This window comes from Xanthomonas massiliensis, assembly GCF_900018785.1.
In the GTDB taxonomy this organism is placed as follows: Bacteria; Pseudomonadota; Gammaproteobacteria; order Xanthomonadales; family Xanthomonadaceae; genus Xanthomonas_B; species Xanthomonas_B massiliensis.
Window position 1 is genome coordinate 536,479 of the sequence record NZ_FCOY01000006.1, and the last position, 26,617, is coordinate 563,095.

At 71.1% G+C, this 26,617-nt stretch carries 28 protein-coding genes; 14 read left to right on the forward strand and 14 right to left on the reverse strand.

Annotation, left to right across the window (positions count from 1 at the left end; all coding sequences use genetic code 11):
* Window positions 1-11: 11 nt before the first annotated feature.
* The gene (locus BN3794_RS05470) at window positions 12-485 is read left to right on the forward strand and encodes a chemotaxis protein CheW (protein ID WP_066094494.1); all 474 of its coding nucleotides are present in this window, start codon (window positions 12-14) and stop codon (window positions 483-485) included.
* 42 nt (window positions 486-527) lie between these two features.
* Here the strand turns inward: BN3794_RS05470 and BN3794_RS05475 are convergent, their stop codons facing one another.
* Window positions 528-1,268, reverse strand: a complete 741-nt coding sequence (locus BN3794_RS05475) for a 16S rRNA (uracil(1498)-N(3))-methyltransferase (RefSeq protein WP_066094497.1) — start codon at window positions 1,266-1,268, stop codon at window positions 528-530.
* A 133-nt stretch (window positions 1,269-1,401) separates the two neighbouring features.
* On the opposite strand from BN3794_RS05475, the gene nudE reads away from it, so the two are divergent.
* From nudE to BN3794_RS05495, 4 genes are all read left to right on the forward strand, one after another.
* Window positions 1,402-1,956: an ADP compounds hydrolase NudE gene (gene nudE, locus BN3794_RS05480; protein ID WP_066094501.1), complete on the forward strand. Its 555-nt coding sequence runs from the start codon at window positions 1,402-1,404 to the stop codon at window positions 1,954-1,956.
* The gene (cysQ, locus tag BN3794_RS05485; protein WP_066094503.1) at window positions 1,953-2,759 is read left to right on the forward strand and encodes a 3'(2'),5'-bisphosphate nucleotidase CysQ; all 807 of its coding nucleotides are present in this window, start codon (window positions 1,953-1,955) and stop codon (window positions 2,757-2,759) included. Before nudE ends, cysQ begins: the two co-directional genes overlap by 4 nt.
* A complete protein-coding gene (mazG, locus tag BN3794_RS05490; protein WP_066094506.1) occupies window positions 2,756-3,595 on the forward strand; it encodes a nucleoside triphosphate pyrophosphohydrolase in 840 nt (279 codons plus the stop codon). Before cysQ ends, mazG begins: the two co-directional genes overlap by 4 nt.
* 181 nt (window positions 3,596-3,776) lie before the next feature.
* Window positions 3,777-5,402: an acyl-CoA dehydrogenase family protein gene (locus tag BN3794_RS05495; protein WP_066094509.1), complete on the forward strand. Its 1,626-nt coding sequence runs from the start codon at window positions 3,777-3,779 to the stop codon at window positions 5,400-5,402.
* A gap of 40 nt (window positions 5,403-5,442) precedes the next feature.
* On the opposite strand, the gene BN3794_RS05500 is transcribed toward BN3794_RS05495, so the two are convergent.
* From BN3794_RS05500 to BN3794_RS05515, 4 genes are all read right to left on the reverse strand, one after another.
* A complete protein-coding gene (locus BN3794_RS05500; RefSeq protein WP_147675661.1) occupies window positions 5,443-5,826 on the reverse strand; it encodes a hypothetical protein in 384 nt (127 codons plus the stop codon).
* A 181-nt stretch (window positions 5,827-6,007) separates the two neighbouring features.
* Window positions 6,008-6,349, reverse strand: coding sequence for a hypothetical protein (locus tag BN3794_RS05505; protein WP_066094515.1), 342 nt, complete (start codon window positions 6,347-6,349; stop codon window positions 6,008-6,010).
* Between the two features lie 125 nt (window positions 6,350-6,474).
* On the reverse strand, window positions 6,475-7,650 hold the full coding sequence (locus BN3794_RS05510) for a thiolase family protein (protein WP_066094518.1): 1,176 nt from the start codon (window positions 7,648-7,650) through the stop codon (window positions 6,475-6,477).
* A 362-nt stretch (window positions 7,651-8,012) separates the two neighbouring features.
* Window positions 8,013-10,115, reverse strand: coding sequence for a M13 family metallopeptidase (locus tag BN3794_RS05515; protein WP_066094521.1), 2,103 nt, complete (start codon window positions 10,113-10,115; stop codon window positions 8,013-8,015).
* Window positions 10,116-10,289: 174 nt separating this feature from the next.
* Here BN3794_RS05515 and apbC point away from each other — a divergent pair, with 174 nt between their 5' ends.
* Together apbC and dcd are read left to right on the forward strand one after the other, a co-directional pair.
* Window positions 10,290-11,147: an iron-sulfur cluster carrier protein ApbC gene (gene apbC, locus BN3794_RS05520; protein WP_066094524.1), complete on the forward strand. Its 858-nt coding sequence runs from the start codon at window positions 10,290-10,292 to the stop codon at window positions 11,145-11,147.
* Between the two features lie 59 nt (window positions 11,148-11,206).
* The gene (dcd, locus tag BN3794_RS05525) at window positions 11,207-11,779 is read left to right on the forward strand and encodes a dCTP deaminase (protein ID WP_066094527.1); all 573 of its coding nucleotides are present in this window, start codon (window positions 11,207-11,209) and stop codon (window positions 11,777-11,779) included.
* Between the two features lie 64 nt (window positions 11,780-11,843).
* On the opposite strand, the gene BN3794_RS16250 is transcribed toward dcd, so the two are convergent.
* Genes BN3794_RS16250 through BN3794_RS05535 form a run of 3 tightly spaced genes read right to left on the reverse strand, consistent with a single transcriptional unit; the run spans window position 11,844 to window position 13,115 of the window.
* A complete protein-coding gene (locus BN3794_RS16250; RefSeq protein ID WP_147675662.1) occupies window positions 11,844-12,011 on the reverse strand; it encodes a LiaI-LiaF-like domain-containing protein in 168 nt (55 codons plus the stop codon).
* Window positions 12,012-12,039: 28 nt separating this feature from the next.
* Complete coding sequence (locus BN3794_RS05530; RefSeq protein ID WP_066094531.1) at window positions 12,040-12,447, reverse strand: HIT domain-containing protein; 408 nt, start codon at window positions 12,445-12,447, stop codon at window positions 12,040-12,042.
* Window positions 12,444-13,115, reverse strand: a complete 672-nt coding sequence (locus BN3794_RS05535) for a dienelactone hydrolase family protein (protein ID WP_066094533.1) — start codon at window positions 13,113-13,115, stop codon at window positions 12,444-12,446. Before BN3794_RS05535 ends, BN3794_RS05530 begins: the two co-directional genes overlap by 4 nt.
* 127 nt (window positions 13,116-13,242) lie before the next feature.
* On the opposite strand from BN3794_RS05535, the gene rimO reads away from it, so the two are divergent.
* Together rimO and BN3794_RS05545 are read left to right on the forward strand one after the other, a co-directional pair.
* The gene (gene rimO, locus BN3794_RS05540) at window positions 13,243-14,616 is read left to right on the forward strand and encodes a 30S ribosomal protein S12 methylthiotransferase RimO (protein WP_066094535.1); all 1,374 of its coding nucleotides are present in this window, start codon (window positions 13,243-13,245) and stop codon (window positions 14,614-14,616) included.
* A gap of 106 nt (window positions 14,617-14,722) precedes the next feature.
* Window positions 14,723-15,361: a hypothetical protein gene (locus tag BN3794_RS05545; RefSeq protein WP_147675663.1), complete on the forward strand. Its 639-nt coding sequence runs from the start codon at window positions 14,723-14,725 to the stop codon at window positions 15,359-15,361.
* Here BN3794_RS05545 and greB read toward each other — a convergent pair.
* Window positions 15,349-15,852 (reverse strand): transcription elongation factor GreB, encoded by a 504-nt coding sequence (gene greB / locus BN3794_RS05550; RefSeq protein WP_066094542.1) that lies wholly within the window; start codon window positions 15,850-15,852, stop codon window positions 15,349-15,351. The two genes, BN3794_RS05545 and greB, sit on opposite strands and share 13 nt — an antisense overlap.
* Before the next feature lie 111 nt (window positions 15,853-15,963).
* On the opposite strand from greB, the gene BN3794_RS05555 reads away from it, so the two are divergent.
* Complete coding sequence (locus BN3794_RS05555) at window positions 15,964-17,421, forward strand: rhomboid family intramembrane serine protease (RefSeq protein ID WP_066094545.1); 1,458 nt, start codon at window positions 15,964-15,966, stop codon at window positions 17,419-17,421.
* A gap of 7 nt (window positions 17,422-17,428) precedes the next feature.
* Here the strand turns inward: BN3794_RS05555 and BN3794_RS05560 are convergent, their stop codons facing one another.
* From BN3794_RS05560 to BN3794_RS05570, 3 genes are all read right to left on the reverse strand, one after another.
* On the reverse strand, window positions 17,429-17,626 hold the full coding sequence (locus BN3794_RS05560; RefSeq protein ID WP_066094549.1) for a hypothetical protein: 198 nt from the start codon (window positions 17,624-17,626) through the stop codon (window positions 17,429-17,431).
* Window positions 17,627-17,661: 35 nt separating this feature from the next.
* On the reverse strand, window positions 17,662-18,957 hold the full coding sequence (locus BN3794_RS05565; RefSeq protein WP_066094551.1) for a hypothetical protein: 1,296 nt from the start codon (window positions 18,955-18,957) through the stop codon (window positions 17,662-17,664).
* An 89-nt stretch (window positions 18,958-19,046) separates the two neighbouring features.
* Window positions 19,047-20,543 carry a helicase HerA-like domain-containing protein gene (locus BN3794_RS05570; RefSeq protein ID WP_066094555.1) on the reverse strand — a complete coding sequence of 499 codons (1,497 nt, stop codon included), beginning with the start codon at window positions 20,541-20,543 and terminating at the stop codon, window positions 19,047-19,049.
* Between the two features lie 121 nt (window positions 20,544-20,664).
* On the opposite strand from BN3794_RS05570, the gene BN3794_RS05575 reads away from it, so the two are divergent.
* Window positions 20,665-22,245, forward strand: coding sequence for a transglycosylase SLT domain-containing protein (locus BN3794_RS05575; protein ID WP_066094557.1), 1,581 nt, complete (start codon window positions 20,665-20,667; stop codon window positions 22,243-22,245).
* 400 nt (window positions 22,246-22,645) lie between these two features.
* On the opposite strand, the gene BN3794_RS05580 is transcribed toward BN3794_RS05575, so the two are convergent.
* Window positions 22,646-23,644 (reverse strand): polyprenyl synthetase family protein, encoded by a 999-nt coding sequence (locus BN3794_RS05580; protein WP_066094560.1) that lies wholly within the window; start codon window positions 23,642-23,644, stop codon window positions 22,646-22,648.
* Between the two features lie 154 nt (window positions 23,645-23,798).
* Between BN3794_RS05580 and ssb the strand changes: the two genes are divergently transcribed.
* The 3 genes from ssb (at window position 23,799) to galE (ending at window position 25,887) form a co-directional block, all read left to right on the forward strand.
* A complete protein-coding gene (gene ssb / locus BN3794_RS05585) occupies window positions 23,799-24,317 on the forward strand; it encodes a single-stranded DNA-binding protein (protein ID WP_066094563.1) in 519 nt (172 codons plus the stop codon).
* Between the two features lie 24 nt (window positions 24,318-24,341).
* On the forward strand, window positions 24,342-24,776 hold the full coding sequence (locus tag BN3794_RS05590) for a low molecular weight protein-tyrosine-phosphatase (RefSeq protein ID WP_066094566.1): 435 nt from the start codon (window positions 24,342-24,344) through the stop codon (window positions 24,774-24,776).
* Window positions 24,777-24,855: 79 nt separating this feature from the next.
* Window positions 24,856-25,887 (forward strand): UDP-glucose 4-epimerase GalE, encoded by a 1,032-nt coding sequence (galE, locus tag BN3794_RS05595; RefSeq protein WP_066094569.1) that lies wholly within the window; start codon window positions 24,856-24,858, stop codon window positions 25,885-25,887.
* Window positions 25,888-25,930: 43 nt separating this feature from the next.
* On the opposite strand, the gene BN3794_RS05600 is transcribed toward galE, so the two are convergent.
* Entirely contained in the window at window positions 25,931-26,551 is a 621-nt protein-coding gene (locus BN3794_RS05600) for a phosphatase PAP2 family protein (protein ID WP_066094571.1), read from the reverse strand.
* Window positions 26,552-26,617: the final 66 nt, after the last annotated feature.

Consider the following 26,617-nt stretch of genomic DNA (forward strand, 5'->3'; position numbering starts at 1 on the left):
GGAACCGGATCATGAGTTACGCCAGCCACGACGAAATCCGCGCAGTCCTGGTCCAGAGCGGCCGCGAGCGCCTGCTGTTGCCCAACGCGATCGTCGCCGAGGTGATGTCGCGGGTACCGGTGGAGCCGGTGCCCGGCGCGCCGCCGTGGCTGGTCGGCCGGATCGCCTGGCAGGGCTGGCAGGTGCCGCTGGTGGCCTTCGGCCGCTTCACCGGGCTGGGGGCCGAGCCGGTGCTCGGGGTCAACAAGGTGATCGTGCTCAAGGCGCTGGGCAACCACCCCGAGCTGCCCTATTTCGCGCTGTTGTCCGAAGCCTTCCCGCAGCTGATCTCGGTCCCGCGCGAGGGCCTGCTTGCCGACGCGTCCGAGGAGACGTTGCCGGCCGGCGCGCAGATGCGCGTGCTGCTGGGCGAGGAAAGCGCCCTGCTGCCGGACCTGGATGTGCTGGAAAGCGCCATCGTCGCCGCCGGCGGCCACGCCGGCTGATCCGGCCCTGCCGACCGCCAGGGGCCGGGTCCGGGGGCTGGCTCAGGCCAGGTCGCCGAAGCGGGCCTGCAGGGCCGCGATCGCGGCCAGCCCGGCGGTCTCGGTACGCAGGATGCGCGGGCCCAGCCGCAGGCCCTGGAAACCGGCACCGGCCAGCACCGCCAGGTCGCCGGCGGCCCAGCCGCCTTCCGGGCCGATCGCCAGCGCGAGCGGGCGCCCGGCGCTCGCGTCCTCCAGCCCGCCCAGGCGGTGCTGCCCGTTCGGGTCAAGCACTAGGCCCAGCGCCGCGGCGGGCAGGCTCGCCAGCGCGCGGGCCAGCGGTTGCGGCGGCTCCAGCCGCGGCAGGCATGCGCGGCCGCACTGCTCGCAGGCCGCGACGATCACCTCGTTCCAGTGCGCCAGGCGCTTGGCCGCGCGTACGGCATCCAGCTTCACCTCGGTGCGCTCGGCGGTGACCGGGACGATCGCGGCCACCCCCAGCTCGGTAGCCTTCTGCAGGATCAGGTCCATTTTCTCGCCGCGGGCGATGCCCTGGACCAGGGTAATCGCCAGGGGGGATTCGCTGGGCCGCGGCGTCGCACCGGTGATGCGCACCGTGGCCTCGCGCTTGCCGATGGCGACCAGCACGGCGGCGTAGTCCTGGCCGTCGCCGTTGAACAGCACGCAGGCATCGCCCTCGCGCAGGCGCAGCACGCGCACCAGGTGGTGCAGGGCATCCTCGGGCAGGGCCAGCTCGGCCCCGACCTGCAGGGGCATGGCGACATGGCTGCGGGTCAGGCGCATGGATGCGTCTCCGATCGCCTGGCCGACGCGTCCGCGTCGCCGCGGTCTGCTAGCATTCCGGGCACATGAATACGAAGTTTTCCCATCCGCGCATTGTATCGGCCGGCCCCGCCGTCGGTGGCGGGGCGCGGCCATGAGCCACCCGCTTCCCATCATCCACGACGTGCGCAGCCGCGGCGGCAAGCCGCCGGATCCGCTGGTCGAGGAACTGGACCTGGAGTTCTCCAACGGCGAGCGCCGCCTGTACTACCGGCAGAAGGCGCAGGGCCGCGGCGCGGTGGTGGTGGTGCCGATGCTGGATGCCCGGACGGTGCTGCTGGTGCGCGAGTACGCCGCCGGCACCGAGCGCTACGAGCTGGGCCTGGTCAAGGGCCGCATCGACGGCGAGGAGACCCCCGCCGAGGCGGCCGACCGCGAGCTCAAGGAGGAGGCCGGCTACGGCGCGCGGCGGCTGGACGTGCTGCGCGCGATGACCCTGGCGCCGACCTACATGACCCACACCTCCTGGCTGGTGCTGGCGCGCGACCTGTATCCGGAAAAGCTCGCCGGCGACGAGCCCGAGCCGCTGGACGTGGTGCCATGGAAGCTGGCCGAGCTGGACAAGCTGATGCTGCGCGAGGACTTCTCCGAGGGGCGCTCGCTGGCGGCGCTGTTCATCGCCCGGGAATGGCTGGAACACCCGCAATGATCCGGATCACGCCCGACCTGTGCGAGACCGTCATCGCGATCGCCCGGGAAGCGGGGCAGGCCATCCTGGACGTGTACCGCACGCCCTTCGAGGTCGAGTACAAGGCCGACCACAGTCCGGTCACCGCCGGCGACCGCAATGCCAACAAGGTGATCCTCGACGCGCTCGCGCGCCTGACCCCGGACCTGCCGATCGTCTCGGAGGAATCGGCCAAGCAGCCGTGGGAGGTGCGCCGCCACTGGAGCAGCTACTGGCTGATCGATCCGCTGGACGGCACCCGCGAGTTCGTCCGGCGCAGCGACCAGTTCAGCGTCAACATCGCCCTGGTGCACCAGGGCGCCCCGGTGTTCGCGGTGATCCAGTCGCCGGTGGAGGACTGCCTGTGGTACGCCATCCGCGGCGAGCAGGCCTGCCGTCGCGACGGCCAGAAGGACACCGTGCTGCGCACCCGGATCCCGGCCACGGCGCCGCTGCGGGTCACCACCAGCCGCACCGCGCACGGCGTGCAGACCGACGCGATGATCGCCAACATGGGGCAGGTGCAGCGCCTGCCGGAGGGTTCCTCGCTCAAGTACTGCCGCATCGCCCAGGGCGATGCCGACGTGTACCCGCGCTTCGGCGCCACCTGCGAATGGGATACCGCCGCCGGCCAGTGCATCCTGCAGGCCGCCGGCGGCACGGTGCTGGCACTGGAAACCGGCAAGCCGTTCCGCTACAACCGCCGCCCGACCCTGGTCAACGGCGCCTTCATCGCCCTCGGCGATCCGGGCCTGCCCTGGCGCGACTGGCTGCCCGCGCCATGAGCGCGTCCTCGGGCGATGATCCGCACGATCCGCACGGCATCGACCGCCTGCTGGCGATCATGGCGCGCCTGCGCGACCCCGAGCAGGGCTGTCCCTGGGACCTGCAGCAGGATTTCGCCAGCATCGCCCCGTACACCATCGAGGAAGCCTACGAGGTCGCCGACGCCATCGACCGCGGCGACCTGCACGACCTGAAGGGCGAACTCGGCGACCTGCTGCTGCAGGTGGTCTTCCATGCCCGCATGGCCGCCGAGCGCGGCGTCTTCGATTTCGACGACGTGGTCGCCGCGATCGGTGACAAGCTGGTGCGGCGCCATCCGCACGTGTTCGCCCAGGCGCGGGCCGAGGACGCCGAGGCGGTGGCGGCCAGCTGGGAGGCGATCAAGCAGCGCGAGCGCCGCGACGCGGGCGAGACCGACACCTCCGCGCTGGCCGGCATCGCCCGCGGCCTGCCCGAATGGCAGCGGGCGGCCAAGCTGCAGGCGCGCGCGGCCCGCGTCGGCTTCGACTGGACCACCGCCGCGCCGGTGCTCGACAAGCTGGAGGAGGAGGTGGCCGAGGTCCGCGCCGAATTGGCCGCCGGCGAAGAAGCCGCCGACCGCGACCGCCTGGAGGACGAGATCGGCGACGTGCTGTTCGTGTGCACGCGCCTGGCACGCCGGCTGGGCGTGGACACCGGCGCGGCCCTGCGCCGGGCCAACCTCAAGTTCGAGCGCCGTTTCCGTGCGATGGAGGCGCTGGCGGCCGCCCGGGGCACCCTGCTGGCGCAGCTGTCGCCGGACGCGCAGGAAGCGCTGTGGCGGCAGGCCAAGCGCGACGAGGCCGGGCGCGGCTGAACCACCGGCACCGGTGGGTTTGCTGCGCCGCGGCGTGGCGGATGGGCCGCACGGGTCGACACTCGCGCGTCGGGTCTCGTCGCCGCGGCAGTGTCTCGGTTCCGGTCGCGCGGTCCCGGGCGCGAAATCCCGCGACGACACAGTGGCCCGCGAACCTTCTCCGTCCCCCCGGGAGCCGCCGATGTCGTCCTTGCCCGCGTTCGAAACCCACCAGGTCGCCAACCAGCCGCCGCCGTTCGAGGACCGCGACCTGTGGGCGGACGACGTCGTGTTGCGCGAAGGCGTGGCCCGGCAGGGCGGCGAGGCGTTGGTGCCTCGGCTGGCCGAGTACGGCGCGCTGGCCGGTGGCGAGCTCTACCGCATCGGTTTCGATGCCAACCGCGACCGGCCGCGCCTGCGTACCCACGACCGTTACGGCCATCGCATCGACCGCGTGGAGTTCCACCCGGCCTATCACCGGCTGATGGAGGTGGCCGTCGGCCATGGCGTGGCCGGCCTGTCCTGGCATGCGCCGCAGCCCGGCGCGCACGTGGCGCGCGCGGCGCTGAGCTATCTCCATCACCAGGCCGAGGCCGGCACCAGCTGTCCGCTGACCATGACCCATGCCGGCGTGGCGGTGCTGCGCCGTTTCCCCGAGCTGGCCGACTGGGCCCGGCGGGCCAGCCAGCCCCATTACGACCCGCGCGACGTGCCGGCCGCGGACAAGGCCGGCATCACCCTGGGCATGGGCATGACCGAGAAGCAGGGCGGCTCGGACGTGCGCGCCAACACGACCCGGGCCGAGCCCTGCGGGGAGGGCTATCGCCTGGTCGGGCACAAGTGGTTCTTCTCGGCGCCGATGTCCGATGCCTGGCTGGTGCTGGCGCAGGCCCCGGCCGGGCTGAGCTGCTTCCTGCTGCCGCGGCACCTGCCGGACGGCAGCCGCAACGCGTTCCGGCTGATGCGGCTGAAGGACAAGCTCGGCGACTGGGCCAACGCCTCCAGCGAGGTGGAGTTCTGCGGCGCGCAGGCCTGGCCGGTCGGGGCGGAGGGACGCGGGGTGGCCACCATCATCGAGATGGTGATGCTGACCCGGCTGGACTGCATGATCGGCGCCGCCGCGCAGATGCGCATGGCGCTGGCCCAGGCCGTGCACCACGCGCGCCACCGCAGTGCCTTCGGCCGGCCGCTGGTGGAGCAGCCGCTGATGCGCAACGTGCTGGCGGACCTGGCGATCGAATCGGAAGCGGCCACCACCCTGGTCCTGCGCGTGGCGCGGGCGGTGGACCGGGCGGCGGAGGACCCGGCCGAGGCGGCGTTCGCGCGCGTGGCCACGGCCCTGGGCAAGTACTGGCTGTGCAAGCGCGTCCCGGCGTTCGTCAACGAGGCCCAGGAGTGCCTCGGCGGGGCCGGCTACGTGGAGGAGTCCATCCTGCCGCGGCTGTACCGGCAGGCACCGCTCAACTCGATCTGGGAGGGCAGCGGCAACGTGCAATGCCTGGACGTGCTGCGTGCGCTGCAGCGCGAGCCGGCGGCCGGCCAGGCCCTGCGCAACGAACTGGCCTCGGCCGCCGGCCTGGATCCGGGATTCGATGCCGCGCTCGCGGCATGGGACGCCGCCGCCGATACCCCGCAGGAGGCCGGGGCGCGCCGCTTCTGCGAGACCGCCGCGGCGCTGCTGCAGGCGGCGCAGCTGCTGCGCGCTTCCAGCCCCCTGGCGCACGCCTTCGTGGCCAGCCGCCTGGGGGGCGGCCACGGCTGGGCCTGGGGCACCTTGCCACCGGAGCAGGTCGATGCGGCGTGGCTGGAACGCGCGCTGCCGCAGTGAACGGCGGCGGGGCGGGCCGTGCCGTGCCCGTCCGGATTCTTCAGCGCTTGTCCTGGTCCGCGTCTGCGCGCTTGCGTGCCTTGTCGGCCACTGCCTGGGCATGGTCGGCTGCGTCGTGCGCCGCATCGGCGTTGGCCTGGCTCGCGTCGGCCGCGGCCCGCTGCACGGCTTCCCCGGCCCTGTCGGCGGTGTCGCTGGCCTGCGCGTGCAGGGTCTCGCCGGCAGCGTGGGCATCCGTGGCGGCCTTGTCCGCGGCGGCGCGGGCATCGGCTTCGGCCTGCTCGGCGGCCGCACGGGTGGCTTCGGCGGCGCTGTCCACGGCCTGCTTCGCATCCTGGCGGGCGCGGTCGGCTTCCGGTCCCTTGCAGGCCGCCACGGACACCAGCAGCGCGACGATCAATCCGGCAGACGTACTCGGCTTCATTCCGGTTCCCTCGGGTGTGATGGCGGATGCCGCCAACGATACGGGAACAGGGGACGCTCGCGCATCAACGCGGTGCGACGTGCCGACCATGGGCTCCGGGAGCATGGCGACGAAACGCGGGCACAAAAAAAGGCCGCCGGTCTCCCGGCGGCCCTTTCGACATGCGAAGCCCGAGAAGTGATTACTTCTTGGCGGCTTCGGCAGCGTCCTTGGCCTGGCCGGCGGTGTCGTCGGCAGCCTTGGCGGCGTCGGCAGCCTTGTCGGCAGCGGCGTCGGTCGGGGCAGCGGCAGCGTCGGTGGCAGCGGTAGCAGCGGTGTCGGCAGCGGTGGCAGCCGTGTCGGCGGCCTGCTGGGCAGCGTCAGCGGTCTGGGCGCCGGCGGCAGCAGCCTGGTCGGCAGCGGCCTGGGCGTCGGTGGCAGCCTGGTCGGCGGAAGCGGCAGCGTCCTGGGCCTGCTCCTGCTTCGAGCACGCAGCCAGGGCCAGACCCAGGGCCATCGCGATCAGCAGCTTGTTGATGCTCATTGTGATCATTCCTCGTCGTTGGTTTTAGGCAACGCGTAACCACGCGTCGGGGCACATGATGACAACCCCGCCGGGGCTGTCAAGCGGATGCGCATTCATTTTTGTGAAACACGCATCAAACGCTTTCAGATCAATTCGATGGCAATGGCCGTGGCTTCGCCGCCGCCGATGCACAGGGACGCGATTCCGCGCTTGAGCCCGCGACTGCGCAGGGCGTTCAGCAAGGTCACCACCAGGCGCGTGCCGGAGGCGCCGATCGGATGCCCCAGTGCGCAGGCGCCACCGTTGACGTTGACCTTGTCGTGCGGGATGCCGAGCTCGCGGATGGGCGCCATCGCGACCACGGCGAAGGCCTCGTTGATCTCGAACAGGTCCACCTGGTCCAGGGTCCAGCCGGTCTTGTCCAGCAGGGCGCGGATCGCGCCGATCGGCGCGGTGGTGAACCACTCCGGTGCCTGCGAATGGGTGGCGTGGGCGACGATCCGCGCCAGCGGCGCCAGGCCGCGCCGCGCCGCCTCCTCCGCCGACAGCAGCACGGTGGCGGCGGCGCCGTCGGAGATGCTGGAGGAGCTGGCGGCGGTCACGGTGCCGTCCTTGCGGAATGCCGGGCGCAGGGCCGGGATCTTGGCGACGTCCGAGCGGCCGGGCTGCTCGTCGGCGGCGTACTCCACCTCGCCCTTGCGGGTGGCGACCTTGACCGGGACGATCTCGCCGGCGAATGCGCCGCCGGCCTGGGCCGCCTGGGCGCGCCTGACCGATTCGATCGCGTAGGCGTCCTGGTCCTCGCGGCTGAAGCCGTACTTGGCCGCGGTGGCCTCGGCGAACACGCCCATCGGCTCGCCGTCGTAGGCATTGGTCAAGCCGTCCCAGGCCATGTGGTCCACGGCCTGGAAATTGCCGTAGCGGTGGCCGGTGCGCGAGTGGGGGATCATGTGCGGCGCGTTGGTCATCGACTCCATGCCGCCGGCGACCACGATCGTCGCCGATCCGGCCTTGATCAGGTCGTGGCCGAACATGATCGCCTTCATGCCCGAGCCGCAGACCTTGTTGATGGTGGTGGCGCCGGTGGACACCGGAATGCCGGCGGCGATGGCGGCCTGGCGTGCCGGGGCCTGGCCGAGGTTGGCCGGCAGCACGCAGCCCATGATCACCTCCGACACCTCGCTCGCGGCGATGCCGGCCTGGGTCAGGGCCGCGCCGATGGCGCTCGCGCCCAGGACCGGCGTGGGCACGTCGGTGAACTGGCCCAGGAACGAACCGATGGCGGTGCGCATGGCGCCTGCAATGACGATCTCGGACATGTGGTCTACCGAATGAAGTGGAGTGGCCGGATTATCGATGCTGGCCGTCGGCGCGCCAATCGGACTTTCGGTCCATGCCCGGCGGCGGTCGCGATGCGGCGGTCTGCACCGGCGGCGTGCCGTGGTCGATCCCCGCTGGCAGGGACGCAAAGCCACGTGGCGCGCCAGCGGACTTCTTCCCGGACCGGCCTTCGCATACGCCTGCACCGGCCCCGGAACCTCCGGAACCCCGGAACCCGGAACCCGGAACCCGGAACCCGGAACCCGGAACCCGGAACCCGAACCCGAACCCGAACCCGAACCCGAACCCAAGGCCCGGTCGCAGACCGGGCCTTCCTCGGATGCCAGCCGTACCCTGGCGTTTACCAGATCACGACCTGCTGGTCGCCGCCGCGGACCATCGGGTCGCCCGCCTTGCACTGGAAGGCGGCAGCGAAGGCCGGCATGTTCGACGGCGCGCCGATCGCACGGAACTGCGCCGGCGCATGCGGATCGGTGGTCAGGCGGACCTTGGCGTTCTCCGGGGTGTACTTGCTGCGCCACACCGTGGCCCAGTTGATGAAGAAGTTCTGGTCGCGGGTCTTGCCGTCCACCATCGGGTCGGCCTGGCCGCTCGTGGCCTTCTTCATCGCATCGTAGGAGGTGTTGATGCCGCCCAGGTCGGCGATGTTCTCGCCCAGGGTCAGCTTGCCGTTGACCGCCTGGCCGTCGACCTTGTAGCCGTCGAACTGCTTGACCAGCTTGCCGGTCAGCGCCTGGAAGTTCTTGCTGTCGGCCGGCGTCCACCAGTTCTCGAAGTTGCCGGTCGGCCCGAAGCGCGAACCCTGGTCGTCGTAGCCGTGGGTCATCTCGTGGCCGATCACCGCGCCGATACCGCCGTAGTTGAAGGCCGCGTCGGCATTGGGGTCGAAGAACGGCGGCTGCAGGATGGCGGCCGGGAACACGACCTCGTTGCGCATCGGGTTGTAGTAGGCGTTGACCGTCTGCGGGGTCATGCCCCACTCGGTCTTGTCCACCGGCTTGCCGATCTTGGACAGCTCCCACTTGTAGTTGAATTCCTGCGCGGCGGCCACGTTGGCCCAGTAGCTGTCACGGCTGGTCTGCAGGCCGGCCCAGTCGCGCCACTTGTCCGGATAGCCGATCTTCGGAGTGAAGGTGTTCCACTTGGCGATGGCCTTCTGCTTGGTCTCCTCGCTCATCCAGTTCAGCTTCTCGATGCGCGCCTTGAGCGCATCGCGCAGGTTGCCGACCAGCACCTCCATCTTCTGCTTGGCGTCGGCCGGGAAGGCGGTCTTGACGTACAGCTGGCCCATGGCTTCGCCGGCATCGGCGTTGATCGTGCCCAGCACGCGCTTCCAGCGCGGCTTGATCTCCTTCTGGCCGTTGAGGGTCTTGCCGTAGAAGGCGTAGCTTTCCTGCACGAACGGATCGCTCAGGTACGGCGAGGCCTCGTCGACGGTATGGAAGCGCAGGTAGGCGCGCCACACTGCCGGATCGGTATCGGCCAGCGCCTTGCTGACCTCCTCGTGGAACGCCGGGATGGCCAGCGAGAACTTCTCCGGCACCGCCACGCCCTGCGAAGTGAAGAACTCGGTCCAGGAGAAGTTCGGGGTGAGCTTGTCGGCCTCGGCCGGGGTCACCGGGTTGTAGAACAGCGATACGTCGCGCGACATCTCCTCGCTGGACTTGGAGACCTTGGCCAGGCGGGTCTCGAACGCGACGACATCCTTGGCCTGGGTCTGTGCATCGGCCGCCGGTACGCCGGACAGCTCCAGCACCTTGGCCACGTGCGCCTGGTAGGCGGCCAGCTTGTCGGCCTTGTCCTTGTCCACGTAATAGCTGCGGTCCGGCAGGCCCAGGCCGCCCTGCGAGGCATAGGCCATGTTCACGTCCGAATTCTTGAAGTCGGCCTCGGGGCTGAATCCGAACAGGAAGTTGTCACCCTTGGCCGCGCTGGCGCGCAGATAGGCGACGATGGACGGGCCATCCTTCAAACCATCGATCGCATCCAGGTCGGACTTGAGCGGGGTGATCCCCTGGGCATTGACCTTGGCTTCGTCCATGCCGGTGGCCCAGAAGTCGCCGACGATCTTCTCCACGCCGGTGGCCTGCGGATCGGCGGCGGCCTGCTCGGCCAACTGGTGCTGGATCTGGGTGGAGCGCTCGTCGAGGATGTTGAACGCGCCCCAGCTGGTGCGGTCCGACGGGATCTCGTTGGCGGCCAGCCACTTGCCGTTGACGTAGCCGTTGAAGTCGGTGCAGGCGTTCTTGGACGGATCCAGGTCCTCGGGCTTGAACGCGCTGTAGGGCTGCAGCTGGCTTTCGTCGATCTTCAGCTCGTGGGAGGCCGGCGCATCGGCCTTGGCGGCGCCATCGGCGGCAGGCGCCTGCTCGGGCTTCTTGCAGCCGGCCAGGGCGGCCATGACGGCCAGGGACAGCAGGAGGGTCTTGGGTGTGTTGTTCATTTGGTTTGCAATGGACGCCCGGTCGGGGCCGTGTCCACAAGATAGCCTTGTATGCCGGCGTTGGCAGGGTGTCGAAGGTCATGCGGGCCTGCTACTCGTCGATACATAGGTATTACCTGCGTGCAGACAGGACCTAACGCATAATTGGGCCTGCGTTGGCAGTACGAGTCATTTATGTCGTCAATCAATCCGTTGCGTGTTCCTACCCACGCCGTCCAGCCCGGCCTCTCGCCGCACCCGCGCATCCGCAACGTCGTCGCGGTGGGTTCGGGCAAGGGCGGGGTGGGCAAGTCCACGACCGCGGTGAACCTGGCGCTGGCACTGCACGCGCAGGGGGCGCGGGTCGGGGTGCTCGACGCGGACATCTACGGGCCGAGCGTGCCGGCCATGCTCGGCCTCTTGGGCAAGCCGGAGAGCCCGGACAACAAGTCGATCGAGCCGCTGCGTGCGTTCGGGATCGAAGCGATGTCCATCGGTCTGCTGATCGATCCGGACACGCCGATGATCTGGCGCGGTCCGATGGCGACCTCGGCGCTGACCCAGCTGTTCAACGACACCCTGTGGGGCGACCTGGACTACCTGCTGGTGGACCTGCCGCCGGGCACCGGCGATATCCAGCTGACGCTGGCGCAGAAGATCCCGGTGGCCGGGGCGGTGATCGTCACCACGCCGCAGGAGATCGCCACGCTCGATGCGCGCAAGGCCTTGAAGATGTTCGAGAAGGTGAACGTGGCCGTGCTCGGGATCGTGGAGAACATGGCGGTGCACGTGTGCTCGCACTGCGGCCATGCCGAGCACCTGTTCGGCGAGGGCGGCGGCGAGCGCATGGCCGAACAGTACGGGGTGCCGTTGCTGGGTTCGCTGCCGCTGGACATCGCCATCCGCGAGCAGGGCGATGCCGGGGCGCCGGTGGTGGTCGCCGCGCCGGACTCGGCCGCCGCGCAGGCCTACCTGGCCGCGGCCGCGCAGCTGGCCGAGGCGCTGGCGCGCCGGCCGCGCGCATCCATCCCGATCGCCACGACGCTGCTGTGACCGGGGCGCTTTGCTAGACTCCCGGCGCCTGGCCGCCGCGCCTCCACGCAGGACATTCCATGAGCATCAAGAGCGACCGCTGGATCCGCCGGATGGCCGAGCAGCACGGCATGATCGAGCCGTACGAGCCCGGGCAGGTCAAGCAGGTCCAGGGCCAGCGCATCGTCAGCTACGGCACCTCCAGCTATGGCTACGACGTGCGTTGTGCCAGCGAGTTCAAGGTGTTCACCAACATCAACTCCACCATCGTCGATCCCAAGCACTTCGATCCGAAGAGCTTCGTGGACGTGGTGGGCGAGGAGTGCATCATCCCGCCCAACAGCTTCGCCCTGGCACGCACGGTGGAGTACTTCCGCATCCCGCGCGAGGTGCTGGTGGTGTGCCTGGGCAAGAGCACCTACGCGCGCTGCGGCATCATCGTCAACGTCACCCCGCTGGAGCCGGAGTGGGAAGGCCACGTGACCCTGGAGTTCTCCAACACCACGCCGCTGCCGGCGCGCATCTACGCCAACGAGGGCGTGGCGCAGATGCTGTTCTACAAGGCCGACGACGACGACGTGTGCGAGACCTCCTACAAGGACCGCGGCGGCAAGTACCAGGGGCAGCGCGGCGTGACCCTGCCGCGCACCTGAGCAGGGCGGCACGTTGGCCGCAATACCGGAGAAGCCCGCGGCGACGCGGGCTTCTTGCGCAGTGCTACTTGCCGCGGCCGAACAGCATGCCGATGCCGACGGCCACGAGGATCGCCGGCCACCAGGTGGCGATGAGGCGGCCGAGGCTGAGGTTGGTCCAGCCGAGGTTGCTGGCGAGCAGGAACAGGCCGACCAGGATCAGGATGATGGCGGCGACGATGTTGGATCGCATCGGGCGGGCAGGGTAGCGGGAGAGGCCGCTATCGTAGCCGCTGGCGCCATGCCGCGACACGGGCCTCGCGCTCGTCCGCGCCGAAGCGCCGCATCGGGCCGCTGCCCCAGACCGGGCCGGGCCAGGCGGCGTCGCCCTGGTGGCGCCCGACCAGGTGCACGTGCAGCTGGCGCACGATGTTGCCCAGCGCCCCCAGGTTGAGCTTGTCCACGCCCGGTTCGGCACGCAGCAGCTGCGAGACCTGGTTGATCTCGGCCAGCAGCAGGCGCTGCTGGCCGCCGTCCAGGTCGATCCATTCGCTGGCGCCGGCCACGCGCGGTACCAGCACGATCCACGGCCAGCGCGCGTCGTCCATCAGCCGGACCTGCGAGAGCGGCCCGTCGGCGAGGAACAGGCTGTCGGCGGCCAGCCGTTGGTCCAGCGCGAAGCCGCTCACGCCAGGGTCTTGGCGAAGAAGTCCAAGGTGCGCTCCAGGGCCAGCTTGGCACTGGCGGCGTCGTAGGCCTTCGGATCGACGTCGCGGTTGAAGGCATGCCCCGCCGGGTAGGTGTACACCGCCATCTGCGGCAGTTTCTCGCGGTGGGCCTGCACCGCCGCGGCCGGGATGGAGGTGTCGTGTTCGCCGAAATGGAAGATGGCCGGCGCCTTGAACGGCTGGTCCAGGTAGTTCACGTCGCGCGCGCCGTAGTAGCACGAGGCCGGCAGGCCGAGTATCTGCGCGGCGCGCATCGCCACCGTGCCGCCCCAGCAGTAGCCGACCGCGCCCACCTTGTCCACGCCGGTATCGTGCTTCAGGCGGTCGCTGGCGGCGGCGACGATGTCCACGGCGGCGTCGATGCCCAGCGCGCCGACCAGTTCGCGGCCGCGACGGAAACCTTCCTCGTCGTAGCCCAGTTCCACGTCCTTCTCCACCGGGTCGAAGAAGGCCGGCGCCAGTACCGCATAGCCGAGCGCGGCGTAGCGGTCGGCAACCTGGCGGATGTGGGCGTTGACGCCGAAGATCTCCTGGATGACGACCAGCCCGGCCTTCGGCGTGCCGGCCGGCAAGGCCTGCCAGGCCGAGACCGGCCCGTGTGCGGTGTCGAGGGTGATCCACTGGCCCATGGCTCGTCTCCTGGTGCGATGAAGGGCCCCTATTGTCGCCGGTCCGCGGCAACCGGCGATGACGGGCCGGACAGGCGGGGCTGGTATCATCCGCCGCCCACCCAGGCCCTGCCCAGGCGCGCGCATCATGTCCCTGCACAACCCCAAGGTCGGCTTCGTCAGCCTCGGCTGCCCGAAGGCCCTGGTCGATTCCGAGCGCATCCTCACCCAGCTGCGGGTGGAGGGCTACGACATCGTGCCCAGCTACGACGCGGCCGACGTGGTGGTGGTCAACACCTGCGGCTTCATCGACTCGGCGGTCGAGGAGTCGATGGAGGCCATCGGCGAGGCGATGAACGAGAACGGCAAGGTCATCGTCACCGGCTGCCTCGGCAAGCGCGGCGGGATGATCCGCGAGCAGTACCCGGACGTGCTCGCCGTGTCCGGCCCGCAGGACTACGACAGCGTGATGGCCGCGGTGCACGCGGCGCTGCCGCCCCGGCACGACCCGTTCGTGGACCTGGTGCCCAACTACGGCATCAAGCTGACCCCGCGCCACTATGCCTACCTGAAGATCTCCGAGGGCTGCAACCACCGCTGCAGCTTCTGCATCATCCCGTCGATGCGCGGCGACCTGGTGTCGCGGCCGGTGGACGAGGTGCTGCGCGAGGCCGAGCGGCTGGTGAAGGGCGGCGTGCGCGAACTGCTGGTGGTCTCGCAGGACACGTCCGCCTACGGCGTGGACCGCCGCTACGCCCCGGGTACCTGGCGCGGCCGCGAATACGCCACGCGGATGAAGGCGCTGTGCGAGGGCCTGGGCGAGCTGGAGGCGTGGACGCGGCTGCACTACGTCTACCCGTATCCGCACGTGGACGAGGTGATCCCGCTGATGGCGCAGGGCAAGGTGCTGCCGTACCTGGACATCCCGTTCCAGCACGCCAGCCCGCGCATCCTCAAGCTGATGAAGCGCCCGGGCGCGGTGGACAAGACCCTGGAGCGGGTGCTGCGCTGGCGCGAGCTGTGCCCGCAGATCACCGTGCGCTCGACCTTCATCGTCGGCTTCCCCGGCGAGACCGAGGCCGAGTTCGAGGCCTTGCTGGACTTCCTCGACGCCGCGCAGCTCGACCGCGTCGGCGCGTTCGCCTATTCGCCGGTGGACGGCGCCGCGGCCAACGCGCTGCCGGACCCGGTGCCGGAAGCGGTGAAGCAGGAGCGGCTGGCGCGCTTCATGGACAGGCAGGCCGCGATCTCGGCGGCCAAGCTGCAGGCCAAGGTCGGCAGCACCCAGCAGTGCCTGGTCGATGCGATCGAGGATGGCATCGCGGTGGCGCGCTCGCAGGCCGACGCACCGGAGATCGATGGCCTGGTGCACATCCAGAACGCCGATGAAATGCGCCTGCAGGTCGGCCAGTTCGTCGATGTCGAGATCACCGATGCCGACGAGCACGACCTGTTCGGCGACGCGGTCGGCGTGGCGCCGCCGGTGGCCGAGCGGCGGCCGATCGACCTGAAGGTACTGTAGGCCCCGCCGGGCATGCGGGTGCCCGGTCGAGGCACGTGATCCATGGAGGAGGCGTGCTGCCAAGCGCCGCCTGTCCCGTGACGGAGCGCCCCGTGCCTCGGGGGCGATGTCGCATCGCTGGAATGAGGCCCTGGAATTCACGCGGGTGTGCTACCAAGCTGCCACCGATACCCGTGCCAAGGAGCCTGGAGCCATGAAGCCGACGTTGCATCGCCTCGCCCGTGCCGGTCTGTCCGGCTTGCGCCATTTGCTGGCTGCCGCGGTATTTGCGGGCGTCATGGCCGGCTCCCTGTCGGCGCAGGCGCAGACAGGCGCCATGCCGGCCGCCGACGAGCAGGCCATCGGCCGCGTGGTGCTTGGCGATGACCTGCTGGGCCGGTTGCAGGGCACGGCGAAGGACGGCAAGGCGCTGGGCATCCACACCGGCATCCCGCTGGCGGAGGTTTCCCGGCTGGACAGCCTGGACGCGCTGGCCAGGACCCTCCTGGCCGCGGACCCGCGCCTGGCCGGCGTGCTGGCCCGGCATGGGTTCACCGCACGCGACTACGCCGCCGCGGTGCTCGCGCTGATGCGTGCGGGCGTCGCGGCGCAATTGCCGGCGTCGCCGGCGGCGATGAGGGGCACCACGCCGGCCAACGTGGCCTATGTCAAGTCGCACAAGGCCAAGGTGCAGGCTGTCCTGTCGGCGACGAGGACGCGGACGACGAGTAGGCCTGCCGCCGCTGGCGGCGCTCAGCCCGGGTAGTCGACCGACACGATGGCGAAGCCGTGGCGGCCGCCGGGCAGCTCGACCTCGAACTCGTCGTCCACGCGCTTCTTCAGCAGCGCACGGGCCATCGGCGAGTCGATGCTGATCCAGCCGTGCTCGGCGTCGGTCTCGTCCGGGCCGACGATGCGGTAGCGCGAGATCTCGCCGGTCTCCACGTGTTCCAGCTCCACCGTGGCGCCGAAGAACACGGCATCCGGGTCGGTCGGCACCGTGTCCACCACGCGCAGGTTCTCCAGCCGCTTGCTCAGGTAGCGCACGCGCCGGTCGATCTCGCCCAGCTGCTTCTTGCGGTAGGTGTATTCGGCATTCTCCGAGCGGTCGCCCTCGGCGGCGGCGGCGGCCAGCGCCTTGACCACCTCCGGGCGCCGCAGCCGCCACAGCTCGTCCAGCTCGCGCTTGAGGCGCTCGTGGCCTTCGGGCGTGATCAGGGCGGTGCTCTTCGGTTGCGGGGGACGCCAGCGGCTCATGGTGCGGATACGGTGTGTCGGCCTCGGGCGCACGATCCTAGCGCGCCGCCGGTTGCCTGTCGCCGAGGCTTCGCCCAAGCTGGCCGGGCACGACGACAAGGACCGTGGCCGATGTTCATCCTGCCCCTGCACAAGCCGCTCGACCGCGCCACGTTCCCGTGGATGACGATGCTGCTGGTGCTGGCCAACGTGGCGGTGTTCTTCGGCTGGCAGTCGGGCGATCCCCCGTTGCTGGGGCAGGCGCGGGCCTATTACGCCACCTCGGGGCTGGGGGCGCTGGAACTGCCGGCCTACGGCCGCTACCTGCGCCAGCGTGGCCAATCCGCCGCCCTGGCCGAGCTGGACGACGTGCCCGGGGAGGCGCGCCAGGCCTGGGTACAGGCGCGCACGCTCGACGACCCGGCCTTCCGCCGGGCACTGGTCGGCGGTGCCTTGTTCGACGATGCGCAGCAGAGCCAGGCATGGTCGCGCCTGCGTCCGCGCTACGACGCACTGCTGGGGCGGGTGTTCACCCTGCGCCATACCTTGCGCAGTTCCGAGATCGCGCCGGGACGGATGCTGGCCTCGGCCTTCCTGCACGGCGGGCTCGGCCACCTGGTCGGCAACATGCTGTTCCTGGTCGCCATCGGCCTGCTGCTGGAAGGGGCGATCGGCCCATGGCGGTTGCTGGCCGTCTACCTGCTGGGCGCCTTCGCCTCCAGCGCGGCGGCATTGTGGTGGCGCTGGGGCCAGGCCGGCGGCGGGCTGGGGGCCTCAGGCGCCATCGCGGCGCTGATGGGGGCGTTCTGCGTGGTCTGGGGGCGACGCCCGGTACGCTTCTTCTACTGGTTCGGCGTGGTGTTCGACTACGTGCGTGCGCCGGCGCTGGTGCTGCTCCCGGCTTGGCTGGGATGGGAGCTGTACAACCTGTTGTTCAGCGACGAAAGAGGCATCGGCTTCGATGCCCACGCCGGTGGCCTGGCCGCCGGGGCGGTGATGGGCGCCGCGCTCGTGGCCGCGCGCCAGACCCGCCCGGCCTTCATGGAGGAAGACCGCGCCGGTGCCACCGACGATCGCTGGGAGCGCGCGCAGGCCTACCTTGGCCGCATGCACAACCTGGAGGCCGAGCGCGTGCTGGCCGAGCTGGAAAGCGAGTGCCCGGGGCGCTTCGAGGTCGTGCAGGCACGCTGGCAGGTGGCCGGCAACGCCGGCCACCGGCTGGCGCGGCGCGAACGGGCGCTGCAGCTGCTGGCATTGCCGGCGACGGATGCGGCCCAGGTGCAGGTCCAGCGCGAGGTGCTGGACGAGCTCGCCCGAAACGGCCAGCCGCCATCGCCGGGCACCTGCCTGGCCCTGGCGCGGTGCTGGGCCGGGCTCGGTTGCCTGGCCGACGCCGAGGCCGTGCTGCAAGCGATACCGGACGAGGCTGCCGACCGCGCCGGACTGGCCCAAGCCTGGTTCGGCCTGGCGCTGCGCCAGGACGAGGCGATGGCCGGCGCTGCCCGGCGCCGGCTGCTGGGGCGGGTGGTGCAGTGTTTCCCCGAGCAGCCGCAGGCCGCCAAGGCCCGTTTCCTGCTCGACAACGGCTGAAGCCGGTTCAGGCCGCAGGCGCCGGCGCGTGTGGCGGCGGCAAGGCCTGGAGCGCGGCGGCGATGCGCCGTTGCAGGTCGTCGGACGGCGCGGCGAGCAGGGCCTGCTGCAGCAGCTCGCCGCAGGCTGCCGATCGCGCCGGGCTGTGGCCCAGGCTGCTGGGGCGGGTGGCGCAGTGTTTCTCCGAGCAGCCGCAGGCGGCCAAGGCTCGTTTCCTGCTCGACAATGGCTGAAGCCGGTTCAGGCCGCGGGCGCTGGCGCGCGTGGCGGCGGCAATGCCTGGAGCGCGGCGGCGATGCGCCGTTGCAGGTCGTCGGACGGCGCGGCGAGCAGGGCCTGCTGCAGCAGCTCGCGGGCCTGCTCGTCGCGGCCGAAGCGCTCGGCCAGCAGCACCGCCGCCTCGAATCGCCACTGGGCCAGCAACGGCGAGCGCGGCCAGGCCCGGCCCATCGCCAGCAACAGGTCGGTGGCCAGCTGGAACTGGCCGCCGAGCCGGGCCCGCTCCACCAGCGCCAGGGCCTGGGTTTCCTGGGCCGGCACGAAGTCCGCATCGGTGTCGAGCATGGCGCGCAGCAGCGCCAGCGCCTGCCGTTCCTGGCGCTCGGCCAGCAAGCGCGCGAGGTACTGGCGGGCATGGTCGCGCAGCGCATCGGCGTGCCGGCCCTGGCGCAGCAGGCGGTGGTAGAGCTCGTGCACCTGCAGCGACACCGCGCGCGAGCGCACTTCCGCACGCAGCATGTCCAATGCGGTGTCGTTGCGGCCCGCACGCACCTGCGCCCCGGCCTCGTCCAGCAGGCGCTGGTCCGGATCGTGGCGGCCGGTCCGGTCCAGCCCGGCCGGCTCGAAGCCGAGGACCTCGTGATACTGGTAGACGAGGTAACCCATCAGGTGGAAGGTGGCGAACAGGCCCCAGATCGACACCGCCGCCACCAGCAGGTCGCCGATCACCGGCGGCAGCACGCCGCGCAACCAGTGGCCGGCACTGGCCGCGCTCGCCTGGATGACGAACAGCAGGCCGAAGGCCGCCAGGTACGGCCAGCCGATGCGCGTGGCCAGGCCGAGCGGAACCGCCGGGTTCAGGGCGCGCCGCAGCGAACCGTCCATCGCCAGCGAGATCAGCGCGCCGGGCTGCAGCAGCACGAGGGCCGCCAGCACGAGCAGGGTGAGGGCGGCGCTGCGGGTGAGCACGAGGGTCAAGCCGACGACCAGGCCGAGCACCAGCATCAACCCGACCAGGCGAACGATGGTCCCGGTCTCCACCTCGAAGCCGTGTTCGGGCGCGCCGGGCAGGCCGTTGGCGGTGTGGCGCAGGATCTCGAAGGCGTACTTGTAGATGGCCACGGCGGTGACCAGGCCGAGGCACAGGCCGACCAGGCCCGGCAGCATCCCCAGCAGCGTGCACAGGCTCAACGCGATCAGCGACCACAGCGCCGCTCCCTGGAACGGATACAGCGCATTGGCGCGGATGCGCGTCCAGAACGGCGCCGGTGCATCGGCCCGGCGCGCGGCCGGACGTGGCCGCAGTCGGTCTTCCATGGCGGGTCCCCCGGCTCTCGATGTGGCCGATTGTGTCGGCGAAGACACAATCGGCGCAATCGCCGCGGCCCGGGAGGCGCGCGGGACGGTCAGCGCTTGCTGCCGCCGAACAGCCCGCCGAGCAGCCCGCGCACGATCTGCCGGCCGATCTGGCTGCTCACGGTGCGGGTGGTCTGCTTGGCCATCGTTTCCAGCAGGCCCTGGCGCCGCTGCGTGCCCAGCAGCACGTCCTTGACCGCCTGGCCGAAGCCGCTGCCGGCCCCGTCTTGCGCCGCCGGGCCCGACTTGGCCTGCTGCGCCTGCTCGCCGGCGCGCGCGGCCAGCTTTTCCGCCGCCGACTCGCGGTTGACCGGGGTATCGTACTTGCCGCCGATCGGGCTCGCCGCGCGCACCTGGGCGCGCTCGGCGTCGCTGATGGCGCCCATGCGGCAGCGCGGGGCCAGGATCAGGGTCTGTTCCACCGGCATCGGCACGCCCTTGTCCTGCAGGGTGGAGACCAGCGCCTCGCCGGTGCCGAGGCTGGCGATCGCCTTGGCCACGTCGATCTTCGGATTGGGCACGAAGGTCTCCGCGGCCGTCTTCACCGCCTTCTGGTCGCGCGGGGTGAACGCGCGCAACGCATGCTGCACGCGGTTGCCGAGCTGGCCGAGGATGTTGGACGGCACGTCGTCCGGGAACTGCGAGCAGAAGTACACGCCCACGCCCTTGGAGCGGATCAGCCGCACCACCTGCTCGATGCGCTGCACCAGCGCCGGCGGGGCGTCGTCGAACAGCAGGTGGGCCTCGTCGAACACGAACACCAGCTTGGGCTTGTCCAGGTCGCCCACTTCCGGCAGGCGCTCGAACAGCTCCGACAGCAGCCACAGCAGGAAGGTGGAGTACAGGCGCGGCTTGAGCACCAGCTGCGCGGCGGCGAGGATGCCGATGACCCCGCGTCCATCCGGCGTGGTGCGCATGATGTCGGCCAGTTCCAGCGCCGGCTCGCCGAAGAAGCCCTCGCCGCCGTCCTGCGACAGGCGCAGCAGGGCGCGCTGGATCGCGGCCACCGACTGGCTGGACACCAGCCCGTAGCCGGTGGAGATCTCCTGGCGGTTGTCCACCACCAGGGCGAGCAGGGCGCGCAGGTCGTCCAGGTCCAGCAGCAGCAGGCCGCGGTCGTCGGCGACCTTGAACACGATGTCCAGCACGCCGGCCTGGGTGTCGTTGAGCTCGAGGATGCGCGCCAGCAGCGTCGGGCCCATCTCGCTGACCGTGGTGCGCACCGGATGGCCGAGCTGGCCGTACAGGTCCCAGAACACCACCGGATCGGCCGCCGGCGCCCAGTCCTCGGCCCCGATCTCCTTCACCCGCGCCAGCAGCTTGTCGCTGGCCGTGCCGGGCACCGCCAGGCCGGCCACGTCGCCCTTGACGTCGGCCATGAACACCGGCACGCCGATGCGCGAGAAGCCTTCGGCCAGCGTCATCAGGGTCACCGTCTTGCCGGTGCCGGTGGCGCCGGCCACCAGGCCGTGGCGGTTGCCGTAGCCCGGCTGCAGGAATACGGGGATGTCGTCGGTGATGCCTTTGCCGAGCAGGATCGGGTCCATCGGGGCTTCCGCAGGGAGGAGTCGGGCAATTCTAACGAGGGCTGTCCGTCCCCGGGCGATGCCTTGCCGCCGGGGGCGGGCGGCCGCTACCCTGCTGGCTTCCTTGCCGCCGTGTGTTCCGATGTCGCTTCCGGTTCGCGTGTTGCGCGCCTGGCCGTTGCTGGCCATCCCGGCGCTGTTGTCGATCGTCCCTCCGGCCCATGCGGCACGCGTCTCGGCCCGCGACCAGGCGGCCATCGCCGCGCTCCAGCAGCGCATGGATGCGGCGGAGAAGCGCTATTCCAGCGGGCTGACCCTGATCGCCAACGCCGACCCGAAGGGCCAGCCGGAGGCGGACGCGGCGCTGGAAGACATGGAGGACGTGGTCGACGCCTGCATCAAGCAGCGCGGTTGCGAGGTCGGCACGATGCTGGCCGGCTACAAGCGCCTGCTCAAGGCCCAGGCCGACGCGGCCGCGGGTACCGGCGAGGACGAGGACGGCGACGGCCTGCTGGAAGCCGACGACGACCATGCCAACCCGCTGGTCGCCGACGTGCCCGAGGCGGCGCGCGCGGCCGGCCTGCTCAACGACAACCGCCACGCCTTCGACGGCATGGTGCAGTACAACCCGGCGATCCAGGCCGGCATCCGCCGCTGGCTCACCGACATGCGCCCGGCGCTGCTGACCAGCTACGAGAACTACGAGAACCTGCGCGCGGTGATGTGGCCGGAGTGGCAGAAGCGCGGGCTGCCCGAGGCGCTGCTGTTCGGCATCATGGCCAAGGAATCCAACGGCAAGGCGCATGTCAGCTCGCGGGTCGGTGCGGCCGGGCTGATGCAGTTCATGCCGGCCACCGGCCGCCGCTTCGGGCTCGGCCAGGACGAAAGCGGCTTCGACACCCGCCTCGACCCGCGCAGCGCCGCCGAGGCCAGCGCCATGTACCTCAACGAGCGCATGGGCCAGCTCAACAACAGCATCGAGCTGGCCCTGGCCGCCTACAACGGCGGCGAGGGACGGGCGGCGCGCGTGTACAACCAGAACGGCGGGCGCAGCTTCTGGGACGAGTCGGTCTACAACCAGTTCCCGGGCGAGACCAAGGACTACGTGCCGATGGTGATCGCCGCGGCGTGGATCTTCCTGCACCCGCACGAGTACGGCGTGGAGTTCCCGCGGATCAGTGCGCAGCCGGCGACCCTGAGGCTGGCGCGCTCGACCACGATCTACGAGCTGACCATCTGCCTGGGCAACGCCGGCACGCGCGACGGCTACATGCGCGCATTGCGCAACCTCAACCCGCGCTACGACGCCGACGGCTGGATCCCGGCCGGCACGGTGATCAACGCCACCACCCGCATCGTCGGGCTGTACAACCGCTATTGCGTCAAGGGGCCGCGCGCGGACATGGCGCGGACCCTGGTGACCGCCGACATCAACGCCGCCATCGTGCGCGCGCCGGCGCCGGACTACAGCGGCAGCGTCTCGGTGGGCGATGCCGCCCCGGTCGGCGTGCCCACCACCGTGGCCACCGGCAAGCCGGTCTCTGCCAAGCCCAAGGCCGCGCAGGCGCGCAGCTATAAGGTGGCCAAGGGCGACACCCTGGGACGCATCGCCGGCAAGTACCAGTGCGAGACCAAGGCGCTGGCCAAGGCCAACGGCCTGCGGGCGCCGGCCTATGCACTGCACCCGGGCCAGACGATCCGCCTGGTGGGCTGCGACAAGTAGCCGCCGGGCCGGGGGCTTCGCGGGAGCCGGCCTGCGATGCCGGCGGGGCGCCGGTCGGCAAGCGCCGGTGCGAGGCCACCGCACCGACCGGGGCCTGCGGGCTGCGGACGTCGGCCCATGCGCCGTACTTGGATCGAACGATTCGCCTGGTGGGCCGGGACGGGACCGCCGGTATTGGGCGGTGCGGGGTCGATTCGCCATGTCGGCATGGCATGCCGGCGCCGGGGGCCTCTCTGCCGCCAGACGGGTCAGGGCGATGGACGGCAGGAGGCGGGGTGAACGGTCGGGAGAGCGGGGTGCCCGCTCCAAGGGACGCAGGGGCGGTCCAGTAGTCATCTCGCCGGCGTGCATCGCCGGGATGCGCTCGATCATGAATCCGGCGTGCTTGCAGCCCGGAACCCTAGTGGTTGCGTTCCACCGCATAGCGGGCGAGGCCGCGCAGGGCATCGACGTATTCGTCCTCGGCCAGCCCGTCCAGCGCGCCGATCGCGGCATCGGCGAACTCGACCGCGCGATTGTGGCTGTAGTCCAGCCCGCCGGTCGCGCGGATCGCGGCCACGACCTCGGGCATCGCGCCGGTGTCGCCGGCGACGATCGCGGCCTTCAGCCGCTCGCGGACATCGGGCGCGGAGTGGGCCACGGCGTGGATCAGCGGCAGCGTGGCCTTGCCTTCGGCCAGGTCGTCGCCGAGGTTCTTGCCCAGCTCGGCGGCATCGGCGGTGTAGTCGAGCACGTCGTCGGCGATCTGGAAGGCGTAGCCCAGGTTCAGGCCGTAGTCGTGCAGGGCCTGCGCCGTGGCCGCGTCGCTGCCGCCCAGCAGCGCGCCCAGGCGCGTGGCGGCGGCGAACAGCACCGCGGTCTTGCGCTCGATCACGCGCAGGTAGGCGGCCTCGTCGGTGTCCGGGTTGCGCACGTGCAGCAGCTGCAGCACCTCGCCCTCGGCAATGCGGTTGGTGGTGTCGGCGAGGATGCGCATCACCGCCATGCTGTCCAGCTCGACCATCAGCTGGAAGCTGCGCGAATACAGGAAGTCGCCGACCAGCACGCTGGCGGCGTTGCCCCACAGCGCGTTGGCGGTGCTGCGGCCGCGGCGCAGATCGGATTCGTCGACCACGTCGTCGTGGATCAGGGTGGAGGTATGGATGAACTCGACGATCGCCGCCAGCTGGTGGTGGGCCGGGCCGCCGGCGCCGCAGGCACGGCCGGCCAGCACGGTCAGCATCGGCCGCAGGCGCTTGCCGCCGGCGGAGACGATGTGGTCGGCGATCTGGTTGATCAGCACCACGTCCGAGGCCAGGCGCCGGCGGATCAGCGCATCCACGGCGGCCATGTCGGGGGCGGCGAGCGCCTGGATCTGCGGCAGGCCCAAGGCGGGGCGGAAGTCTTCGGCGAGGGTCATGCGGAATCAGCCAGGAACGTGCCGCGATTATAGGTGGCCCTCGCTGGATTAGTCCTACCCGCGTGCAGGCGGGCTGCCGATGGCGGCCGGGGCGCCGTTATAATCCGATGTGTTTCGGTCCGCGCTCCCGCGGGCTTGCCCTTCGGAGGAACCCATGGCACGCGGCGTCAACAAAGTCATCCTGGTAGGCAACCTGGGCAACGACCCGGACACCAAGTACACCCAGAGCGGCATGGCGGTGACCCGCATCAGCCTGGCCACCACCTCGGTGCGCAAGGACCGCGAGGGCAACCAGCAGGAGCGCACCGAATGGCACCGGGTGGTGTTCTTCGGCAAGCTCGGCGAGATCGCCGGCGAGTACCTGCGTAAGGGATCCCAGGTCTACGTCGAGGGCGAGCTGCGCTACGACAAGTACACCGGCCAGGACGGGGTGGAGAAGTTCAGCACCGACATCGTCGCCAACGAGATGCAGATGCTCGGCGGCCGCGGCGAGGGCGGTGGTGGTGCGGGTGGCGGCGGCTATGGCGGTGGCGAGCGCCCGCAGCGCTCGGCTCCGCCACGCCAGCAGGGCGGCGGCGGCCAGGACTACGGCGCGCGCCGCCCGTCCGCCCCGGCCCCGCAGCCGGCGAGCCCGCCGGCCGACGATTTCGCCGACGACGATATTCCGTTCTGAGCCGCGCGCGGACGGGCACGCCGCATGTTCCGCCGCATCCTGCTGGTCTGCACCGGCAACGTATGCCGGAGCCCCGTGGCGGCGATCCTGTGGCGGCGCCACGCGGCCGCGGGCGTGGATGTCCGGTCGGCGGGGCTCGCCGCGTTGGTCGGGGAGCCCATCGACCCGCGTGCCTTGCGTGTGTTGCGGCGCCATGGGCTGCACGACGATGGCCACCGCGCCCGCCAGCTGGCGCGGGCCATGCTGCACGAAGCGGACCTGGTCCTTGCCATGGAGCAGGCCCACCTGCTCGGCGTCACTCGCATGGCGCCCGAGGCCACCGGCCGGGCGTGCCTGCTCGGCCGGTGGCTGGCCTCCCGGGAGATCCCGGACCCCTACCGCGGGGAAATGGACGACTTCGAGCGGGTGCACCGGTCGATCGCCGAATGTGTCGAAAGCTGGCAGTCCCACCTGGGCTGACTCGGCGGGTGCGGCAACCGTTGCCTGTTCGCGACCTCGATCGCGTTCTTCCTTTCAAGCCCGAAGGAAGAACGCGACGATGGAAATTCTCGTATGCGGCGGCGCCGGCTACATCGGCAGCCACATGGTGCGCTGGCTGAGCGAGCGCAGGCACGCGGTGACGGTGCTGGACAACCTGTCCACCGGCCACCGCGAGGCGGTGCAATGGGGCGAACTGGTGGAGGCGGACCTGCTGCAGCCGGAGTCGCTGGAGGCCGTGTTCGCCGCGCGGCGGTTCGATGCGGTGATGCATTTCTGCGCGCGCTCGCTGGTCGGTGAATCGGTGGCCGACCCGTACGCCTACTACGCCAACAACGTGACCGGCACGCTGAACCTGCTGGAGGCCATGCGGCGGCACCGGGTGGAGCGGCTGGTGTTCTCCTCCACCGCGGCGGTATTCGGCCATCCGCAGGCGCCGCTGATCGACGAGGACCATCCCAAGGCGCCGATCAACCCCTACGGCGCCAGCAAGCTGATGGTCGAACGCATCCTGGCCGATGCGGCGCAGGCCTACGGGTTGCGCTCGGTGACGCTGCGCTACTTCAATGCGGCCGGCGCCACGCCGGACGGGTGCCTGGGCGAGGCCCACCTGTGCGAGACCCACCTGATTCCCAACGTGCTCAAGTCGGTGCTGGGCACGGGCGCGCCGCTCAAGGTGTTCGGCGACGACTACGCCACGCCCGACGGCACCTGCGTGCGCGACTACGTGCACGTGGAGGACCTGGCCCAGGCCCATCTGCTGGCGCTCTCGCACCTGGAGACGCGTCCGGGCGCGCATGCCTTCAACCTGGGCAACGGCCAGGGCTTCTCGGTGGCCCAGGTGATCGCGGCGGTCGAGCGGGTGACCGGCCAGCGGGTCGACTACGAAGTCGCACCGCGGCGGCCGGGCGATCCGGACAGCCTGGTGGCCTCCAGCCGGCGCGCGCGCCGGGGACTGGGCTGGAGCCCGCTGTGGACGGACCTGGACACGATCATCGAGAGCGCCTGGCGCTGGCACGGCGACCAGGGCTTCGGCCGGGCGCACGCCACGCATGCGCCGGCGCTGGTCGCCCGGGTGGCCGCGGCCGGTTGAGGCAGCGGCATAGCCATGGGGGCGTGGGCGGATGCGGTGTTCGTCAGGAACCCAGCGATGCGCGCTGGTGGACCTGTTCGTGCCCGGAGATCCACTGGGCGATCCTGACGACCAGGTGGTGGCTGCTGGGCAGCGGGGCCTGGCGCAGCAGCACCGCGGCCAGCACGCCGGCGAGAACCAGGTAGCCGACGCCGCGCCGCTGCAGGGCGGGCAGCGGCCGGCGCAGCGCGAAGGCGGATGCGGCAGCGCCCAGCAGGGCGCCGGACACGACCTCGGACACGGAGTGGGCATGCAGGGGCACGCGCGAGGCGGCGACCAGGGCCGCCAGCAGCGCGCCGAGCACCGCGCCGGGCCAGGGCCGGCGGCCCGGCAGCAGGGCCTGTCCCAGCCATGCCAGCAGCGGTGGATAGATCGCGGCAGCCATGGCCGCGTGGCCGCTGAAACCGGTGAAATCCAGGGCGGCCGAGCCGATGCCCCAGCCCAGGAACGCGATCTTGGAAGCCAGCACCACCAACGCGACCAGCGCAGTCGCCCCCAGCCAGCGCCGCACGGCGGGCCACGGCAGCCAGCCGCCGACACCGCCCGACAGGGCGATCAACGTGGCGGAAGGCAACAGCCACGTGCTGTTGCCCAGCTCGGACAGCAGGATCCAGAACGCGCGCATCGGGAGCAGGCGGGTGGGGACGCGGCTACGTTAGCCTGCCCGACCCGGGCGCGGCGTCGCCGCGTT

Bases quoted from the DNA above. Each gene is read 5' to 3' on its own strand.
- cysQ (WP_066094503.1), top strand. From the start codon at position 1,953: ATGATCCGGATCACGCCCGACCTGTGCGAGACCGTCATCGCGATCGCC.
- BN3794_RS05470 (WP_066094494.1), top strand. From the start codon at position 12: ATGAGTTACGCCAGCCACGACGAAATCCGCGCAGTCCTGGTCCAGAGC.
- dcd (WP_066094527.1), top strand. From the start codon at position 11,207: ATGAGCATCAAGAGCGACCGCTGGATCCGCCGGATGGCCGAGCAGCAC.
- nudE (WP_066094501.1), top strand. From the start codon at position 1,402: ATGAGCCACCCGCTTCCCATCATCCACGACGTGCGCAGCCGCGGCGGC.
- BN3794_RS05500 (WP_147675661.1), bottom strand. From the start codon at position 5,826: ATGAAGCCGAGTACGTCTGCCGGATTGATCGTCGCGCTGCTGGTGTCC.
- BN3794_RS05570 (WP_066094555.1), bottom strand. From the start codon at position 20,543: ATGGACCCGATCCTGCTCGGCAAAGGCATCACCGACGACATCCCCGTA.
- BN3794_RS05495 (WP_066094509.1), top strand. From the start codon at position 3,777: ATGTCGTCCTTGCCCGCGTTCGAAACCCACCAGGTCGCCAACCAGCCG.
- rimO (WP_066094535.1), top strand. From the start codon at position 13,243: ATGTCCCTGCACAACCCCAAGGTCGGCTTCGTCAGCCTCGGCTGCCCG.
- BN3794_RS05515 (WP_066094521.1), bottom strand. From the start codon at position 10,115: ATGAACAACACACCCAAGACCCTCCTGCTGTCCCTGGCCGTCATGGCC.
- BN3794_RS05535 (WP_066094533.1), bottom strand. From the start codon at position 13,115: ATGGGCCAGTGGATCACCCTCGACACCGCACACGGGCCGGTCTCGGCC.
- BN3794_RS05575 (WP_066094557.1), top strand. From the start codon at position 20,665: ATGTCGCTTCCGGTTCGCGTGTTGCGCGCCTGGCCGTTGCTGGCCATC.
- ssb (WP_066094563.1), top strand. From the start codon at position 23,799: ATGGCACGCGGCGTCAACAAAGTCATCCTGGTAGGCAACCTGGGCAAC.
- BN3794_RS05600 (WP_066094571.1), bottom strand. From the start codon at position 26,551: ATGCGCGCGTTCTGGATCCTGCTGTCCGAGCTGGGCAACAGCACGTGG.
- BN3794_RS05565 (WP_066094551.1), bottom strand. From the start codon at position 18,957: ATGGAAGACCGACTGCGGCCACGTCCGGCCGCGCGCCGGGCCGATGCA.
- BN3794_RS16250 (WP_147675662.1), bottom strand. From the start codon at position 12,011: ATGCGATCCAACATCGTCGCCGCCATCATCCTGATCCTGGTCGGCCTG.
- mazG (WP_066094506.1), top strand. From the start codon at position 2,756: ATGAGCGCGTCCTCGGGCGATGATCCGCACGATCCGCACGGCATCGAC.
- BN3794_RS05555 (WP_066094545.1), top strand. From the start codon at position 15,964: ATGTTCATCCTGCCCCTGCACAAGCCGCTCGACCGCGCCACGTTCCCG.
- galE (WP_066094569.1), top strand. From the start codon at position 24,856: ATGGAAATTCTCGTATGCGGCGGCGCCGGCTACATCGGCAGCCACATG.
- greB (WP_066094542.1), bottom strand. From the start codon at position 15,852: ATGAGCCGCTGGCGTCCCCCGCAACCGAAGAGCACCGCCCTGATCACG.
- BN3794_RS05545 (WP_147675663.1), top strand. From the start codon at position 14,723: ATGTCGCATCGCTGGAATGAGGCCCTGGAATTCACGCGGGTGTGCTAC.
- BN3794_RS05510 (WP_066094518.1), bottom strand. From the start codon at position 7,650: ATGTCCGAGATCGTCATTGCAGGCGCCATGCGCACCGCCATCGGTTCG.
- BN3794_RS05580 (WP_066094560.1), bottom strand. From the start codon at position 23,644: ATGACCCTCGCCGAAGACTTCCGCCCCGCCTTGGGCCTGCCGCAGATC.
- BN3794_RS05505 (WP_066094515.1), bottom strand. From the start codon at position 6,349: ATGAGCATCAACAAGCTGCTGATCGCGATGGCCCTGGGTCTGGCCCTG.
- apbC (WP_066094524.1), top strand. From the start codon at position 10,290: ATGTCGTCAATCAATCCGTTGCGTGTTCCTACCCACGCCGTCCAGCCC.
- BN3794_RS05475 (WP_066094497.1), bottom strand. From the start codon at position 1,268: ATGCGCCTGACCCGCAGCCATGTCGCCATGCCCCTGCAGGTCGGGGCC.
- BN3794_RS05590 (WP_066094566.1), top strand. From the start codon at position 24,342: ATGTTCCGCCGCATCCTGCTGGTCTGCACCGGCAACGTATGCCGGAGC.